Origin of the sequence: Taibaiella helva (assembly GCF_003545695.1) — a bacterium.
In the GTDB taxonomy this organism is placed as follows: Bacteria; Bacteroidota; Bacteroidia; order Chitinophagales; family Chitinophagaceae; genus Taibaiella; species Taibaiella helva.
The window spans coordinates 248,713-264,724 of the sequence record NZ_QUZZ01000002.1 but is presented as its reverse complement, the minus strand read 5'-3'; the positions used below and the strand labels follow the sequence as shown (position 1 = coordinate 264,724).

The window sequence follows — 16,012 nt, the reverse complement described above, 5'->3', positions numbered from 1 at the left end:
AGCCGCTTTCTTGTGTAAGAGGAATGACTTAAAGTTTCCCATAGCCGAATATTTCGCTGTCGTCCGCACGGGGAATGAAGGGCTCCGCCAGGAATTGTTTCCGGTAAGCATTCACTTTTACCCAATGAATGATCCAGCAGACCATGGCGGCCAGCCGGGCCAGCGCACCAACAAACGGTATGATGCCCAGGCAGTTCAGTATACAATAGGTAAGCCCTATATTATTGACTGAAGGATCGGGGTATTCGACACCGCGCGCCCTTTGCTCCGCCTGTATCGACGATGCCACACGGCTGACGACGATAAATTGCCAGACAAGGTTGAACAGGGGAATGAACAGCAGCCATACCTGGCCGGGCGGCATACGCTGGTTTTCGGACTGTATCGCCTTAAGGGTATTTTGCAGGGTGATCAGGTACAGGACGAAGGAGATCACCAGGAGGATCAATACGGCCAGGAAGACGAGGAGCGCTTCAAGCCCGGACGGGAACAGGTTGTTAGGAATATCCATGGTGAAAAAGGACTGGATTAAGGAATGAAGCGCTCTTCCGGAATAAATATTAATTGTAGTTCTTATCCAGCTCCGAAAGCAACTCTGCCAGCCCCATATAATCTTTGGCTGCTTTGCGCCATTTCTTTTTCCTGGATTTATACTCGGGGTTGTCTGCAAAATTCTTCACACCCGCTTTGATCAGGTTGATCATCGTGTTGTCAAAGTCGGCCAGGGCTTCTGCTGTTCTCTGGTGGTATTTTTTCAATAATTCGAGGGACTCTGTTGTCATATTTTCGTGCTTAAAATGAATAGTACGCGAATATAGCATACCAGGTTTATATTCATGCACAGGTCTTATGCATTATCCCGCCCATCCCTCCCTGTCCAGGCTGCGGTACTGGATGGCCTCGGCTACATGCGTGGAACGGATGGCAGATGAAACATCGAGATCGGCGATGGTGCGGGCTACCTTCAGGATGCGATCGTAGGCCCTGGCGCTGAGGTTGAGCCTTTCCATAGCGGTCTTCAGCAGATTGCTGCCGGCATAATCCAGCACACAGATCTCTTTCAGCAATTTGCTACCCATAACGGCATTGCAATAGATACCCGGATGCGCTTTAAACCGCGTTGCCTGCCGGTTGCGGGCCTTCACCACCCGTTCGCGGATGGCGGCGCTGGTTTCGGCCTGCCGCTGCGACGACAGCTCGGTAAAGGCTACCGGCGTCACTTCCACATGCAGGTCGATACGGTCCAGCAAAGGCCCCGAGATCTTGTTGAGGTAACGCTGCACCATCTGCGGGGAGCAGTTGCATTCTTTGTCAGGATGGGTATAATAACCGCAGGGGCAGGGATTCATCGAAGCAATGAGCATGAAGCTGGCCGGGAAGTCGATGCTGAGCCTTGCCCGGGAAATAGTGACCCGCCGCTCTTCCATCGGTTGCCGCATCACCTCCAGCACGGTTCGTTTAAACTCGGGCAGCTCGTCGAGAAACAATACCCCATGATGGGCCAGCGATATTTCGCCGGGCTGCGGAAAGCCGCCGCCGCCCACCAGCGCCACATCGCTGATGGTATGGTGCGGGCTGCGAAAAGGACGGCAGGCAACAAGACCCGCCTGTGCAGGCAGCTTACCGGCTACGGAATGGATCTTGGTTGTTTCCAGCGCTTCGTGCAGGGTAAGCGGCGGCAGTATCGTGGGCAGCCGTTTGGCCAGCATGGTCTTTCCCGCGCCGGGCGGGCCGATGAGTATGGCGTTGTGCCCGCCGGCGGCAGTAATCTCCAGCGCCCGTTTGATGTGCTCCTGGCCTTTGACTTCGCTGAAATCGATATCGAAATGGTCCTGGGTTGAAAAAAATTCGGCACGGGTATCGACCTTGGATACCGGCGGTTTGCCTTCCCCTTTCAGCAGAGCTACGACCTCCCTGAGGCCGGCGACAGCAAAAACGTCCAGGCCCGATACCAATGCGGCCTCCCGGGCATTCTGCTCCGGCAGGATCATGGCGGTGAACCTTTCCTTACGGGCCTGTATCGCCATGGGCAACACCCCTTTTACCGGTTGCAGTGCACCATCCAGCGACAGCTCGCCCATAATAACATGGCTCTTCAGCAAGTCGGGAGGCAATTGCCCGGTGGCGCCCAGCATGCCCACGGCGATAGGCAGATCGTAGGCGGAACCGGCTTTTTTCAGGTCGGCAGGCGCCATATTGATCACCACGCGGCTACGGGGCCGCTCAAAGCCGTTGTTTTTGAAGGAAGAAAGGATGCGGTCGATGCTCTCCTTTACTGCATTGTCGGGCAGGCCAACAATAGCATAGCCCAATCCCGGCGCCACATCGGCTTCTACAGTGATCGTCATAGCCTCCACGCCCAGTACGGCGCTGGCAAATACTTTTACGAGCATAGTCGCTGTGTTATTTTCCAAATATAAGAACATGCATGAAATATGCAAAATTCAAAAACCGGGTGCGCTTTTGTTTTGCCCGCTTTCGCGATTTCCGTATTCCCAGGGCCAAAGCGGCGAAATATAGCCTGCATTGTTTACTTTTGCGCCCAATATGTCTACGCCCCATTTTCATTTGCTCAGGATCAAAGAGGTGCGCCCCGAAACGGCTGAATGCGTATCGGTTTCCTTCGATATCCCGGAAAACCTTAAAGAGACCTTTCATTTTTTACCCGGCCAATACCTCACTTTACGTACCATTATCGATGGCGCGGAGGTGCGCCGCTCCTACTCCATCTGCTCTGCTCCCGGCGACGAATTGCGTGTAGCAGTGAAAAAAGTGGACCAGGGCAAGTTCAGCGGTTATGTGAATGAAGGGCTGAAAGCCGGTGATGAACTGGAAGTGATGCCTCCCCTGGGTAAATTCACGCCGCGGGATAGTGAGAAAACGGCAAAAAAATACCTGGCCTTCGCAGCAGGCAGCGGCATCACACCTGTGATCGGGATCATGAAAACCGTGCTGCAGCGCGAACCGGGAAGCGAGTTCACACTCGTTTACGGCAACAAGAACAGGGGCTCGATCATCTTCAAAGAGCACATCGAAGCGCTGAAGAATAAATACATGGAGCGGCTCAGGGTTTACCATGTGTTTACCCGCGAGACCATGGACACACCTTTGTTCAACGGCCGTATCAACACAGAAAAAGCCCGGGCCTTCTGCGAGCGGCTTATCGATCTCGATCCTATCGATGAGATCTTTATCTGCGGCCCCGAAGACATGATCCTCGGGCTGCGCGATTACTTTATCGAAGAAAAAAAAATACCCGCCCAGAAAGTGCATTTCGAGCTGTTCTCTTCACCCAATCAGCCGCGGGTCGTACATAAGGCCTGGGAAGAGAAGAAGCAACAGATCGACAGCAGCAAGATGAGCCGCGTAACTGTACGCCTCGACGGCGCGGCCTTTGAAATGGACCTGGCCTATGGCGGCAACAATATCCTGGATGCCGCGCTGCAGGAGGGCGCCGACCTGCCGTATGCCTGCAAGGGCGGCGTATGCAGCACCTGTAAAGCCAAGCTGGTATCGGGCGAAGTGGATATGGAAGTGAACTATGCCCTGGAGCCCGATGAGCTGGCGGCCAACTTTATCCTGACCTGCCAGTCGCATCCCCGCACTGAAAAAGTGGTCGTGGATTTCGACATTAAATAAGCTCGCCTATAACATTTTTGATCATGCAGCGCCTTACAGGCGCTGCATTTTTCGATTTAACACCTACCGGGCAAAAAATAGCTTAAATTCATAGCGCCAATAAAAACAATAATACCCACGCCTATGCCCGATACCCTTACTTACCTGGTTGTTGACGACGACGAACTGGACCGGCTCACCCTTATCGGGGAAGCGACCAAGTACACCTGCTTGCAACGGGTGGGTACCTGCAGAAACGGAAAGGAAGCCGTCGAATACATCCTGCACCTGAAGCCGGATATCGTATTTTCCGATATTGAAATGCCGGATATGGACGGCATGGAGATGATGCGTGCCTTGTATGGCAGGGTGCCGGTTCCGGTATTCATTACTTCCCACCCCGAGTTTGCGCTGGAAAGCTACGACCTCGAAGTATTCGACTATATCCTGAAACCCTTGTCCTCCGAGCGTTTCGAAAAGTGCATGAGCCGCATCCAGGACTTCTTCCGCCTGCGCCAGCGCGCCATGGATATTGCCCCCGATGAAAACGGCTATATCCAGGTAAAGCAGGGATATGAAAAGCACCGGCTGCACCACAGCGATATCATCTACCTGGAGGCCATGAAAGATTATACCAAGATCAGGACGATCTCGGGACAAAGCCTGCTGGTGCTGGAAACGCTCAGCAGCCTGCTGAAGCAGCTGCCTGAAGATAAATTCCTGAGGATCCACCGGAGCTATGCCATCAACCAGCGCAAAGTGGAGTCGGTAGGAACCGGCAAGGTGACCATACAAGGCGTAGAGCTGCCCGTGGGCAAATCGTTCAAGGCTTCTGTAAGCACCCGCATGAGCTGAACCGCTGCTATATTAAGAATATTTAACAAACATTACTCCCTACCAATATTCCTAACTGCTATTTTTGCGGTCTGCAATAACCCTTTAACCCCCACACTTATGAAAACAGAAGAGTACATTATCATCCTGGTAGGTGTTACCGCCGACAACAAAGAGGTAACCATCGTTTACAGCTCCAATTCCCACAACGACGTATCAGTAGGCGTAACCTACAGCAACGGCAAGCCCATAAAGACCTTTGAGCATCTCAGCCCTGCCGAGCAGGCCGTATTGACCTTTCCCGTGGAGGGACTGCTGCCCGGAACTTACACCTGCGCCATCTATGAGAATGGTGAAGAAAGGGACAGCAAGCAATTCAACATCAAATAAAACAAGGTATCCCCTCAAAAGGCCTGCACATAATGCAGGCCTTTTGATATTATAAGATTCCTGTTTTAAATATTATCTTAGCAGCAGATTCTGACCAGACCAAACATCAGCGATTCTGTTTTGCTTCCTGCACATGCAATTCTGCTTCTGATGAAATATAGCTTTACCCTGTTTTTGCTTTGCGGATTCCTGCCGCTTCTTGCCCAACAGCCTCCTGTGCCTGATTTCGGACGCATCAAGAATTACGATGCAAAAATGGACAGTCTCAGAGCCTATTGCAACATCCTGCTCGGCAGCGATGCTTCCAGGGGCGTTAATTTTCCGCAAGCCATTGTATACGGGCAGAAAGGCCTGGATATGACCAGGCAGGATGACCATCGTCACAAAGCACAGTTTGCCCTGGTAGCAGGCATCGGCTATTATTCCATCGCCCGCTTCGACAGCGCCCTGGTCTATATGAAGCTGGCTGCTGCTGAAAGCGTTCCCGCCCGAAACAACCTGCTGATTGCCTGGAGCAGAAGCAACCTGATTCCCCTGTATATGCAAAGCCAGCATTTACCCGCAGCCGATTCCGTAGCGGAAGAGCTGAAGCTGATCGCCGATACTTCCAGGGACCGGGGAGCGCTGAGCAAGTGCTATTACGGTTTGGCCAATTACTATTACCTCCGTTCTTACTATGCTACTGCCCAAAGCTATTTCCTGCGGAGCCTCGAGATCATACGGCATTTGATGGACACTTCGTCGGACAACCGGTACCGTATGGACTATGCCGTCCAGAATTATATGCTGTATAAAGTGTACGGCAATACCGAACTATACGACAAGGCGCTGCAGGCGCTCAGGGAAGGCAGCCGTTACCTGCACAGTGCCAGCTCGCTTACCCAGCGCTATTACTCGGCTTATGTAGATGCTTATACCACGCTACCCGTAGCCAATATAGACTCCGCACTGTATTATTACCACCTGCTCGAAGAGCAGGCGCAGCCGGCCCGGACCACAGGCTCCGAATATGTGATCTCCAACATCGCCCTGGGACAGTTTTATGTAAAGAAAGGAGATTACGGGCAGGCGCTGACGTATATTGACAAGGCAACGACCCTGGCCGAAGCCAGCAAAGCACCCTTTCTCATCCACCAGGTAGAGAACATAAAAGGCATCTATAAGTTCCATACCGGCGCTTATGACGAAGCCATTTCCCTGCTCGAAAAAGCAATGGTGATAAACAAAGATGTTAATAAAGGCAATTACCTCGAAGACCTATACCTGATCGCACAATCCTATAAAGCCAAAGGCAACCTGGGCAAAGCCATGACTTATTACGATCAGTACGACCGCGAGAAGGATACCTTCACCCGGGCCAATATGAACCGTTACTTCGCCGACCTTAACGTGCAATACCGTTCGCGGGAAAAGGAAAAGCAGATCAGCTCGCTGAGCAGCGAGAACCAGCTGCGTGCGCTGGAGCTGAAAAATGCAACCCGGCTGAGGCTATTGCTGATCGCCGGCCTGGTGGCGCTGGGCATTATTTCGCTGCTCCTGTTCCGCATTTACCGCAATAAAGAAAAGCTCAACAAGGTCATGAACGAAAGGAACCGGGAGCTGGACCGGCTCAATGCGCGGCTGGCCCTGGCCAACGAAACCAAGGCGCGGCTGTTCGGCATCTTCAGCCACGACCTGCGCTCGCCGGTAAGCAAGATCGCCCAGTTCCTGCGCCTGCAAAAGGAAAACCCCGATCTCTTCAACGATAACGCCCGCTCGGAATATCATGAGAAATTTACACAGACCACCGCCAACCTGCTGAATACGATGGAAGACCTGCTGCTGTGGAGCAAGAGCCAAATGGAAAATTTTACGCCGGAGTACCATGCTGTAGCGGTCAGGGAACTGGCGGAAAAAGAAATGAGCCTGCTGCACGGGCCCGTAGAAGAGAAATCGCTGAAGATCGACAACCAGATACCAGAGTCTTTCTTTTCCGTTACGGACGAGAATTTTGTCAGCATTATCCTGCGCAACCTGTTGCAGAATGCCGTCCGGTACAGTAAAGATTCGGGTACCATTACTTTGAAAGTACAGGATAATGCGGTTTGGATATCCAATCCGTCCACATCGGGCATGAGCGCTGCTGCGCTCAACGACCTGCTGCAAAAGGAAGCCGTGAGCAGCAGCAATTACGGCCTGGGACTGCAGATTGCCAGCGATCTCGCCGAGCGCATCGGTATCCGCCTTCACTTCACCGAGGAGCAGACAGGATATGTTACGGCACGGCTGGAATGGGAGCAAGCTCCTGAGGCAGCTGTCAATGGTCGTAGCTGAGCACACGGCTCACTTTCCAGCCCTTGTCCGTCCGGCGCCAGATCATCGTATTTTTAAACGTCCCGCAGTCCTGCTTTCCCTGTTCGAGGTGGCAAAAACGATGCCGGCTTTCTGCGATCGCTCCGTAACCTTTGACGGGATATACTTGCAGGCTGCCGGGGATCAATTCCCTTTTCAGACCAGTGGTCGCATGCTGCACAAAAAGCCGTGCGAAGCCTTGCCTGGTCTGCTCGTATCCCGCAAGGCCTCCCTTGTCATGATAAAATTCAAGGTCCTCTGTAAAAAAAGACATGAGCCCGGCCAGATCGTACCGGTTAAAGGCATCGAACATCAGGCTGTCCTGGCGGGCGATATCCCGGTACAAAGATTCCGATACCGGTTTATAGCTTGTTGCTGCAGGCTTGCGGGTATTGCAGCCACATACCAGCAGCAGCAGTGCGGCCATACTTTGTACTATTGGTTTTAAGGTCATCATGGATCGTTTTACTGCCCGGCGCTAATTTTTCCTGCTTATGCTCCCTCCGCTTTTCTTCTGACCACCAGCAGCCATTCCCCTTCAAGCGGCAGGTAGCCGTACTCATAGCTGAAATAATACACCTGGCCTTTCTGGTTCTGGTACTGATGCGTATGATACTTGAAATCGAAGCCGGCCCGGGCCAGCTTTTCGCGGGGCACCTTTTTCATCTCCTCCCCATCGGGTATCTGCTCCTCCAGCAAACGCCGGTTCTTGCGCAAAATATGGTTCACATTGCGCACATAATTGTTCTGGTCGCTGTTCTGCTGGTTGTTGAAGGTGTTCCGGCAGGCATCGTCGCAGAATTTTTTATCGATACGGCCTCTCAGCGGCTTACCGCAGGTGAGACACAGGCGGGGCTTTGTTTCCATTCCCTAAAGCTACGGAAAAATTTCCGTTTTCAAACGACAACAATCAGTTACATCCGCTCATAAATGGTTAAAAACCGGCTATGGCTTCATGCCACCCCCATCTTTGCTTCAGCGTTGACCGGAAAGACCGACGCAACCACAAAACAGCAATATCCATTTTTTCATTTTTTAAATTTTATATTATGAGCACTTTAAGAAACCGAGTTCAACTGATTGGACACCTGGGCGCAGCCCCCGAAATGAAAACCCTGGAGAACGGCACCAAAGTGGCCCGCCTGCGCATGGCCACCAATGAAAGCTACCGCACTGCCAGCGGCGAGTGGAAGGCTGAAACGACCTGGCACAGCATTAATGCCTGGGAAAAACTGGCCGAACGCGCCGAGCAGCAATTTCACAAAGGCAGCTATGTGATGCTGGAAGGCAAGCTGGTCAATCGATCCTATACCGACAACACCGGAGCCAAAAAGTACATTACCGAGATCAGGGCGGTGAGCATGATGCTGTTGGACAAAAAGCAGCAGGAGCAGGCAGAGCCGGCGGCCGCCCTGGCAGAACCCGAAGATGACGGGCTGCCATTCTAGAAAGGATCATTCTTCCAGATTCAGCACCCTCCATATGGAATGAGCCGACGAAACACATAAAGCCGCTCGCGGCGGTATAACCGGGCCCCTATACCCTACCTTTAAGCATAATGCCCGTGAAAGGAGCAAAAGGCTGTCCAATGTACGGACAGCCTTTTGCCATGGTTATTCATGAGGACAGGTATTGCTAAAAAAATTCCAGGTAACAGCTATTTATCCGCCGATACCGCAACCGGCGCAATGGGTATCTATAGAAGGACAACCACCGGTCTGGCAGGGGTCTCCATTGCTGGGTCCGGGACAGGTATTGCTACAACCAAACCTGCAGGTGTCATCAATGAATTCCCTGGTGAGGCAGATGCAGCTGGCTAGCTCCGATACACCACCGATCACCTTATCTGATGACAGTGATCCGATTGTTTCTTTGTTCAGGCTGAGCTTGCTCAGCTTCACTACTTTCTTTTTCATAAAGATGTTTTTGTTAAGGGCCCTCCCCTGTCGCGCCATGGGGCGGTTGTTCGGCGATCTTTCTATTAAGAACCGGCTACCGGTCAGCTACCATTATTCTTTTACAAACCGGGCATGCTGCACCTGGCCGTTCCGGTCCGCTATGCGCAGGCCATAGATACCCGGCACCAATGAAGCAACTGGGAGACTGAATGAGGTTCCTGTAACTTTTTTCCGGAGGATTTCGCGGCCGGTAAGGTCATAAACGGTAACCTGTGCTTCCCTGTCGTCTCCGGTTTGCACCTGGAGCGTGTTGTGTGCCGGGTTGGGGAAAAGCGCGATTGCCTGTGTGCCAGGCTGCATAGCCAGGCCGGTAGTTCCGGGTTTGGGAAGACCGCAGGCATCGTATTCGCTATAAGGTACGTCGTAGCTGAGCATTACTTCCTCGATAACCGGCAAGGAAAATCCATAATGATCCGAGGGTGCATTTACGGAGGGCAGATCCGTTACCGGTACTGCAATATCACTGGCGCAATCGAAGCCATAGTTATTACGGACAACAGCAGTGCCTCCGGGATATCCACCGGAGTATACCGGATAGTTGCCCAGGGTATTCATCGTCATAAGACCGCCGTCGGAAATGTCGGAAGGATTGTGCGGCGTATAACGAAGCACATTGCCGTTGTCGTCTGTTTCCAGGTAAATGGCGGTGCCGCTGTATGAGCCAGATATACAGTAACGGGTGAGCAGCCCGCGCTGCCACACTTTAAGCCCTACGCCATAGGAATAGGTCCCGGGTACCTTGTTGTACTGCTTGAAAAAATCGACCACAAGGGTCGTAGGATCCAGCTTGATCATAATGAGCGCAGAACTGAGATCGCTGCCGCAGGGATAGCCGCCGGAAGCGTCAATAGAAGAGCCGGTCAACACCAGCTTTCCGCCGCCGGCATCGGCAACGTCAAAGCATTTGGGGAACATATGAAAGGCACCCTGGTGTACCATGGCATCATGATAAAAAGACCCGTAGGCATCGATCAGGGTAATGAGGATGCCGCCGTCTACGCCCATCCCCCTCTGATCGGCATTGCCTGCCAGGGCATAGCAAAACTGGCCACCTGCTGTAGTAAAGGGAATGATCCGGGAATAGCTGGTGCTGAGATTGGCGCCCGGATAAGGATCCGGCACTTTATCGCCGCGGCTCCAGAGCACATTACCTGCCGGATCCGTACACACGATCAGCCCGTCGGAATAGTAGCCATTCATACTACCGCAGGCGATCAGCCGCCCCGTGGCCCGGTCTTCCACCACGGCGCTGAAGTCACCTTCCACATCATAGCGCTTATACCACATAACAGCGCCGCTGCTGTTTGTTTTCAGCAAAAAAGGCTGGTTAAAAAAGGGAATTCCGGAGCAGCCGCTGATCTCGGGATTCTGCCGGCTTCTGCCGCAGATAAGATAGCCTCCGTCTGCCGTCCTTATGGCGCTTGCGGTATAAAAGGCGTTGATCAGCTTGCGGCAGCTTCCCTGCACACTCAGGGCGTAGCTGACCTCGGTTTGTGTAGCGTAGGTTTTCAACCATAAAGTATTCAACTGATCGTCGAGCGCCTGCAGCTGGATTCGGGGCAGCGGACCGGCCGGACCGGTGTTGTCCATACCCGAAAGTAAGGGAGGCGCAATGCTTCCAAAAAGAATATACTGGTTGGCCGACGGTTCATAGCGGATACCCGAGGCGCTGTTGGGGAAATGCCGTATGAGGTTCTGGGCATTGGACGAGGCGAGCAACAGGAATAAGGAGAACAGGACCAGGCTACACTTTTTCATGAGTGGGCGCCACGTTTACACTTGTCTAAATGTGGCCAAAATTTTGGTGTCAGGTCGAAGTAAATAATATTGACCATCAAGTTAGTAAACCATGTGCTTCCCGGCCAACCGCCAATGATTAAGTGTCGTCTTATAGCAATAAGTGTACTTTTAAAGCAATAAGTAAATAGCTGAGCGTTTCCCTATGGGAAGCACAAAAAACCATTATCTTTAAAACCACCAATACCAAAAGCATTTTTAAATTAAGCTGTCTATGCGCATCGGCAGTAAGCTATACCTGTTCCTGCTGCTGCTTTACGGCGCAGGCTACACTGCTTGCGCTCAGCTGCCGGGTATGCGCCGCTATACGCAGCTCGACGGCTATACAGCATCAACAGGTTACCTGATCGACCAGGATGCGGATGGTTTTTTATGGATAGGAACCGACAATGGCGGCATGCGTTTCGATGGAAGAAAATTCAGTATGCTGCAGGAGCTCAGGCACTCGTCTGATGTCGATATCATTTCCTGTAGCCCGGTGGGAAAAGACTGCATTCTCCTGGTCCCTGTCAATCATAACCTGCGCCTGTTGAAAAACGGGAAGCTGATCACTGCCCGGGAAGATCTGCGTCTGCTGGATACTACTCAAAGAGACCTTAATGTGCTTACCCGAGACCCGTTAACGGGCGATCGCTGGCTGTCCAATAATTTCGGTACACAGCTGCTGCATCGCTTTTCCGGCGACAGCTTCAGGGTGTATCGCCTGCCTGTCCGGGACTTCACCTTCCGCTATATCTTCAACGACCATATTATCGGCATCAAAGGATCTTATCTGCTGGACTATGCGCGCTCCTCCCGCACCAGCCGTTATCTTTACGATGAGCAGCACAAAAAACTACGGCACGATAGCCGGAGTCTGCTGGTGACAGCAGATTGCAACGCTCCCTATATCCTGATGTACCGGCCATTAAAGCGGGAAATCACCGCGTACCGGTACATCGAAGGCGACAGCATATTACATTCTGTCCGCACGATACGCCTGCCTTCCGGCGCTTCCCCCGATTGCCAGATCCTGGTTGACAACCTGTCCCACCTGTGGATCAAATTTTACGGACAAGGTGGGGTGGCCTACTATGGCCATGTGGAGCAGGGCACCGATGCCGACTTCTTCCAGTTTATGAAGCCCATGGCGCTTAATACGCTTTTTATCGACCGAAACAGCAATCTATGGATGACTTCCAGGAACAATACCTTGTATTTTTTATCGCAAAAGCACTTTCAGAATGCCCTGCTGACAAAGAATTTTCCCGCACGACAGGAGACGCCCAAGGCCCTTTCGGGCGACGAGCAGGGCCGGCTGCTGATCGGCTACATCAACAGTCCCGAGCTGGATTACATCGATAACCGGAAAAAACGTTCTTTCCGGCTCAATTCTTCTTTCATCCAGGGCATCCGCAAGGTATTGCCTACCGGCGATGGGCGATACCTTCTGTATGCTGCCAACCTCGCTCTTTTCGACCCTGCGCGCCGTACGTTTCGTTACATGAATGTTTTCGGGCATGTAAAAGACTGCTGCCTTTACAAGGGCAAAGGCCTGCTGCTCGCCACCACCAACAACCTGAAGTATTACCCTTCTCTTAACGGCACCGGTAAAGAAAAGGTTCTTTTCCGCGACCGGTGTACAGCCGTTGCCGTACTTGGCAGAGACAGCATACTGACGGGCACTTCCTGCGGATTGTACATCCTGCAAGGTCTTGGAGGGATTGCCGGGAGAACAGGCCATCCGGCACTGAAGGAAAGCTATATCTCCGACCTGCAGACGATGGCGGACGGAAGCGTGCTTGTGGGCACCAATGCCCGCGGCCTGCACCGTTACACTACCGACGGCCGAATAGCTGCCGTGCAGACAAAGGATGGCCAGCCGGAACGTATCCGGGACCTTTACCGGCAAAACGACAGTATTTACTGGGTGGCTTCAGACAATGGCGCCTGGCAGCTCATCTTCGGAAAAACAGGCGCACTGCAGTCGTCAAGGAATTATACTTTTTATGACGGGCTTCCTTCCAATAATATCAACAGCATTTTTGTGAGCAGGGATACCGCCTATATAGCCACTGCTGACGGCATTGGTGTCATCCCGCTCAAAGACAGCTTAAGAGAGATCATGTCCGCGCCGGCCATTTACCTTAACACGGTTCAGGCTAGCGAATTAAGCTTCCGGAAACCGGGAAAAAAGATTGTCCTGGATCATAAGCATCGCGATCTGTACCTCAACCTCAGCGCGATCTCCTATGAAAGCCTCGGCAGCCTGCGTTACTATTACCGCTTGTACCCTTTCCAGCAGGAATGGATACCAGCTGCCGAGTCAGATATCCGTTTTACCCGCCTGCCTCCGGGTGAGTACCGCTTTGAAGCGTACGCGCTTAATGCGAAGGGTATCCGGAGCCGGCAGGACGTAGCGCTCCTGATCCTGGTCCGCCCTGCCTTCTGGCAGACTTTCTATTTTACTGTGGCTGTCTTTGTTGTTATAGCAGTAACCCTATTTTCAATTTTGCACTACTGGGTACTTCGCCGGGAACGCAAGCGGCTGGAGAAAGTGCAGGAAAAGAGAAGGCTCGCCGAGCTGGAGCTGGAAGCTATCAAGGCGCAGATCAATCCTCATTTCATCTACAATTGCCTCAATTCGATCCAATACCTGAACTACAAGGCGGAGCATGAGCAGGCCCGGCTGTACCTCGATCTTTTTGCCCGCCTGATCCGTATGACCATGCACTATTCCCGGCAGGCTTTTATACGGCTCGACGAAGAAGCCGGCTACCTGTCGCTTTACCTTCAGCTGGAAAAGCTGCGCTTTAAAGATAAGCTGACTTACCAGGTAGAGATAGATCCTGCCGTGGTCCAGGCTGCCATGCTGCCCGCCATGCTGATACAGCCTTATGTTGAAAATGCCTTAAAGCATGGCATCGCCGGGCAGGAAGAAGGTACCCTGCTTATCCGTTTCGGCCTGGAAGCGGGTCGCCTGCGGATAATCATACAGGACAATGGCGCCGGCTTCTCGGGCCACAGCCGGCCCGGCGCGCTGGGGCTGAGGCTTTCAGGCACCAGGGCCCATTCTTACAATGAGCTGTTCAACCTGGACATACAGATCCATTCGTTCAACAGGCAGGATCATACTCCCGGAACTACAGGCGCAGTTGTGTGTATCGACATGGAATATCTTTATGAACCGTCACCCGGCACACGATAGCATTTGTGGAAGGAAAAGCCGCATTCGTTTAAAAAATTTGATCCGGCCTGGCGCAGGTCGTTTCTTTGAATCATAAACCCAGGCAACCCTACTATGGAACTTTTCAGCAAAATCGTTATTATCGACGATGAAGCCGACGGCAGGAACATCATCGCTCTGCTGCTGGAACAATGCTTTCCCCATTTGCAGCTATGCGGCATGGCAGAGAATGTCGCACAGGGCATGGCGCTTATCCGGTCGGTTCAGCCCGACCTGGTATTCCTGGATATCGAAATGCCCGACGGAACAGCTTTTGATCTCCTGGATGCCTGCCGGGAATTCCTGCCCCGGGTGATCCTGGTTACGGCATACGATCACTATGCCCTAAAGGCTATCAAAGCCTCGGTGCTGGACTACCTGATGAAACCGGTTAACCGGGAAGAGTTTATTGCAGCGGTACGTAAAGCCTCCGGCCGCAGCCCGGGCGATAGCGGCGCCCTACTGCCCGATCTGCTGGACCAGTTTCAACGGCAAATGAAGATCAGGAAGATCAGAATACCGACGCTGAACGGCTTTTCCTTGGTGAATGTGGACGATATCGTCCGCTGCGAGGCGTCGGGCAACTACACGCTGATCCTGTTTACCGACCATAGCAGTATTGTCGCATCAAGGTCCCTGGGCGATTATGAATCAGAATTGAAACGTTATGGTTTTTTGCGTATTCATCACAAGCACCTGGTCAATCCCAGCCAGGTGATCGAATACCATAAAGGAAAGAATGGAGGCGGGTATATTACCCTGCAGGGAAGGGAAGTGCTGGAAGTGTCGGCCCGAAGGAAAGCTGCGCTGTTACAGGCCTTCAGCGGCTGAGCATCAGCGGGTGGGCATTTGCCTGATGACCCACCAGCTCAACAGCACCAGCAACAGCAGCACCAGCACAAAAATCCAGCCCCAATGATTGTCCAGCCGGGGCCGGCGCCGGCGGTGCTTTCTGCGACTTTGTATCTGCCTGCGAAGCTGGGCGTTGATCTGCCCGGCGATCATTCTCAACTGGGCTTTATCTTCTATCGCCGACAGGCCGTCTATCGCATCGCTCAGAAAAGGGTCCTGGTCCAGCAAGGTTTCGAGCCGGAACTGCTCTTCGGGCGTCAGGCTGCCTTCGATATAGGCGAGCAGCTGCGCTTCGTCTATATCGCTGTGATGCATTCCCTCTGTTCTGTTTCTTTTCGGCACGATACAAAGATTTAAATACAGGCTTCCGGGTCAATGAGATTCCATTTTAATCCTCAGGTTCCGTTTTCCGTTCTGAATATGGCTTTTTACCTGCTTCACGCTATAGCCTGTCTGGCCGGCGATCTGCTGGTAACTTTTCTTTTCCAGGTAAAAGGCCGCCACGCATACCCGCTGCTCTTCTTTCAGGGTGGCCAGCTCTGCTTTCAGCCGGTCAATATCCCTTTCCTTTTCGATCAGCAAAGATAAGGGTACTTCCTCCGGCTGCGCCATAAATTGCAGCGGCGCTTCATCTGCGTATTCCTTTTTGCCACGAAGCTGGCTCAGGCAAAGGTTGCGGGCTACCTGGTAGAGCCAGCCGCCTATATTGTCGATCGGGTACTTGGGTATCTCCGACAAGGCCTTCAGGAAGACCTGCTGCACAGCATCACGGGCAGCATCCTGCTGCCGCAGGTATTTCATGCATACGCCGAAAAGCAGCATGGTATAACGCTCCAGCAAAATGCCGAGCCAATCGCTGTTGCCATCGGCCCTGAAACGGGCGAGCAACTCTTCATCGGCGATATGTAAGTGATCCCTGGACAATGACTGCCTTTAATAAATGACCTATCTTCACAACAAATCCTCTGGAATAAAGATGCCAATTTAGAAAATTTCCACACAGCAGCAGTTTTCTTCCGGCTCACCG

Annotated in this window: 16 protein-coding genes; 7 read left to right on the top strand and 9 right to left on the bottom strand. The window is 52.6% G+C overall.

Annotated features, from left to right (window positions below):
• Positions 1 to 28 precede the first annotated feature (28 nt).
• From DZC79_RS03900 to DZC79_RS03890, 3 genes are all read right to left on the bottom strand, one after another.
• Positions 29 to 511 (bottom strand): DUF4328 domain-containing protein, encoded by a 483-nt coding sequence (locus DZC79_RS03900; protein ID WP_118950247.1) that lies wholly within the window; start codon positions 509 to 511, stop codon positions 29 to 31.
• Between the two features lie 49 nt (positions 512 to 560).
• On the bottom strand, positions 561 to 782 hold the full coding sequence (locus DZC79_RS03895) for a hypothetical protein (RefSeq protein ID WP_157976902.1): 222 nt from the start codon (positions 780 to 782) through the stop codon (positions 561 to 563).
• A 72-nt stretch (positions 783 to 854) separates the two neighbouring features.
• Positions 855 to 2,393 carry a YifB family Mg chelatase-like AAA ATPase gene (locus tag DZC79_RS03890; protein ID WP_118950513.1) on the bottom strand — a complete coding sequence of 513 codons (1,539 nt, stop codon included), beginning with the start codon at positions 2,391 to 2,393 and terminating at the stop codon, positions 855 to 857.
• Between the two features lie 154 nt (positions 2,394 to 2,547).
• Here DZC79_RS03890 and paaE point away from each other — a divergent pair, with 154 nt between their 5' ends.
• The 4 genes from paaE to DZC79_RS03870 all read left to right on the top strand — a co-directional run bounded on the left by paaE (position 2,548) and on the right by DZC79_RS03870 (position 7,155).
• Entirely contained in the window at positions 2,548 to 3,639 is a 1,092-nt protein-coding gene (gene paaE / locus DZC79_RS03885) for a 1,2-phenylacetyl-CoA epoxidase subunit PaaE (RefSeq protein ID WP_118950245.1), read from the top strand.
• Between the two features lie 123 nt (positions 3,640 to 3,762).
• A complete protein-coding gene (locus DZC79_RS03880) occupies positions 3,763 to 4,473 on the top strand; it encodes a LytR/AlgR family response regulator transcription factor (RefSeq protein ID WP_118950244.1) in 711 nt (236 codons plus the stop codon).
• Between the two features lie 99 nt (positions 4,474 to 4,572).
• On the top strand, positions 4,573 to 4,842 hold the full coding sequence (locus DZC79_RS03875) for a hypothetical protein (RefSeq protein ID WP_118950243.1): 270 nt from the start codon (positions 4,573 to 4,575) through the stop codon (positions 4,840 to 4,842).
• 216 nt (positions 4,843 to 5,058) lie between these two features.
• The gene (locus DZC79_RS03870) at positions 5,059 to 7,155 is read left to right on the top strand and encodes a sensor histidine kinase (protein WP_198666761.1); all 2,097 of its coding nucleotides are present in this window, start codon (positions 5,059 to 5,061) and stop codon (positions 7,153 to 7,155) included.
• Here the strand turns inward: DZC79_RS03870 and DZC79_RS03865 are convergent.
• The gene (locus DZC79_RS03865; protein WP_157976901.1) at positions 7,139 to 7,600 is read right to left on the bottom strand and encodes a nuclear transport factor 2 family protein; all 462 of its coding nucleotides are present in this window, start codon (positions 7,598 to 7,600) and stop codon (positions 7,139 to 7,141) included. The two genes, DZC79_RS03870 and DZC79_RS03865, sit on opposite strands and share 17 nt — an antisense overlap.
• A 65-nt stretch (positions 7,601 to 7,665) precedes the next feature.
• The gene (locus DZC79_RS03860; protein ID WP_118950240.1) at positions 7,666 to 8,040 is read right to left on the bottom strand and encodes a hypothetical protein; all 375 of its coding nucleotides are present in this window, start codon (positions 8,038 to 8,040) and stop codon (positions 7,666 to 7,668) included.
• Between the two features lie 182 nt (positions 8,041 to 8,222).
• Between DZC79_RS03860 and DZC79_RS03855 the strand changes: the two genes are divergently transcribed.
• Entirely contained in the window at positions 8,223 to 8,621 is a 399-nt protein-coding gene (locus tag DZC79_RS03855; protein WP_118950239.1) for a single-stranded DNA-binding protein, read from the top strand.
• Positions 8,622 to 8,834: 213 nt separating this feature from the next.
• Here DZC79_RS03855 and DZC79_RS21080 read toward each other — a convergent pair whose 3' ends face one another.
• Both DZC79_RS21080 and DZC79_RS03845 read right to left on the bottom strand, forming a co-directional pair.
• The gene (locus DZC79_RS21080; RefSeq protein ID WP_157976900.1) at positions 8,835 to 9,089 is read right to left on the bottom strand and encodes a class I lanthipeptide; all 255 of its coding nucleotides are present in this window, start codon (positions 9,087 to 9,089) and stop codon (positions 8,835 to 8,837) included.
• 93 nt (positions 9,090 to 9,182) lie between these two features.
• The gene (locus tag DZC79_RS03845) at positions 9,183 to 10,889 is read right to left on the bottom strand and encodes a T9SS type A sorting domain-containing protein (RefSeq protein ID WP_118950237.1); all 1,707 of its coding nucleotides are present in this window, start codon (positions 10,887 to 10,889) and stop codon (positions 9,183 to 9,185) included.
• Between the two features lie 253 nt (positions 10,890 to 11,142).
• Between DZC79_RS03845 and DZC79_RS03840 the strand changes: the two genes are divergently transcribed.
• Positions 11,143 to 14,115, top strand: coding sequence for a sensor histidine kinase (locus DZC79_RS03840; protein WP_118950236.1), 2,973 nt, complete (start codon positions 11,143 to 11,145; stop codon positions 14,113 to 14,115).
• 93 nt (positions 14,116 to 14,208) lie between these two features.
• Positions 14,209 to 14,964 carry a LytR/AlgR family response regulator transcription factor gene (locus tag DZC79_RS03835; RefSeq protein ID WP_118950235.1) on the top strand — a complete coding sequence of 252 codons (756 nt, stop codon included), beginning with the start codon at positions 14,209 to 14,211 and terminating at the stop codon, positions 14,962 to 14,964.
• Positions 14,965 to 14,967: 3 nt separating this feature from the next.
• Here the strand turns inward: DZC79_RS03835 and DZC79_RS03830 are convergent, their stop codons facing one another.
• Positions 14,968 to 15,327: a hypothetical protein gene (locus DZC79_RS03830; protein ID WP_157976899.1), complete on the bottom strand. Its 360-nt coding sequence runs from the start codon at positions 15,325 to 15,327 to the stop codon at positions 14,968 to 14,970.
• A gap of 30 nt (positions 15,328 to 15,357) precedes the next feature.
• Complete coding sequence (locus DZC79_RS03825; protein WP_118950233.1) at positions 15,358 to 15,909, bottom strand: RNA polymerase sigma factor; 552 nt, start codon at positions 15,907 to 15,909, stop codon at positions 15,358 to 15,360.
• Between the last annotated feature and the right edge of the window lie 103 nt (positions 15,910 to 16,012).

What these genes read in the sequence shown, in the direction of transcription:
- DZC79_RS03865 (WP_157976901.1), bottom strand. Translation starts at nt 7,600, where the DNA reads ATGGCCGCACTGCTGCTGCTGGTATGTGGCTGCAATACCCGCAAGCCT.
- DZC79_RS03855 (WP_118950239.1), top strand. Translation starts at nt 8,223, where the DNA reads ATGAGCACTTTAAGAAACCGAGTTCAACTGATTGGACACCTGGGCGCA.
- DZC79_RS03835 (WP_118950235.1), top strand. Translation starts at nt 14,209, where the DNA reads ATGGAACTTTTCAGCAAAATCGTTATTATCGACGATGAAGCCGACGGC.
- DZC79_RS03840 (WP_118950236.1), top strand. Translation starts at nt 11,143, where the DNA reads ATGCGCATCGGCAGTAAGCTATACCTGTTCCTGCTGCTGCTTTACGGC.
- paaE (WP_118950245.1), top strand. Translation starts at nt 2,548, where the DNA reads ATGTCTACGCCCCATTTTCATTTGCTCAGGATCAAAGAGGTGCGCCCC.
- DZC79_RS03900 (WP_118950247.1), bottom strand. Translation starts at nt 511, where the DNA reads ATGGATATTCCTAACAACCTGTTCCCGTCCGGGCTTGAAGCGCTCCTC.
- DZC79_RS03860 (WP_118950240.1), bottom strand. Translation starts at nt 8,040, where the DNA reads ATGGAAACAAAGCCCCGCCTGTGTCTCACCTGCGGTAAGCCGCTGAGA.
- DZC79_RS21080 (WP_157976900.1), bottom strand. Translation starts at nt 9,089, where the DNA reads ATGAAAAAGAAAGTAGTGAAGCTGAGCAAGCTCAGCCTGAACAAAGAA.
- DZC79_RS03880 (WP_118950244.1), top strand. Translation starts at nt 3,763, where the DNA reads ATGCCCGATACCCTTACTTACCTGGTTGTTGACGACGACGAACTGGAC.
- DZC79_RS03890 (WP_118950513.1), bottom strand. Translation starts at nt 2,393, where the DNA reads ATGCTCGTAAAAGTATTTGCCAGCGCCGTACTGGGCGTGGAGGCTATG.
- DZC79_RS03845 (WP_118950237.1), bottom strand. Translation starts at nt 10,889, where the DNA reads ATGAAAAAGTGTAGCCTGGTCCTGTTCTCCTTATTCCTGTTGCTCGCC.
- DZC79_RS03875 (WP_118950243.1), top strand. Translation starts at nt 4,573, where the DNA reads ATGAAAACAGAAGAGTACATTATCATCCTGGTAGGTGTTACCGCCGAC.
- DZC79_RS03895 (WP_157976902.1), bottom strand. Translation starts at nt 782, where the DNA reads ATGACAACAGAGTCCCTCGAATTATTGAAAAAATACCACCAGAGAACA.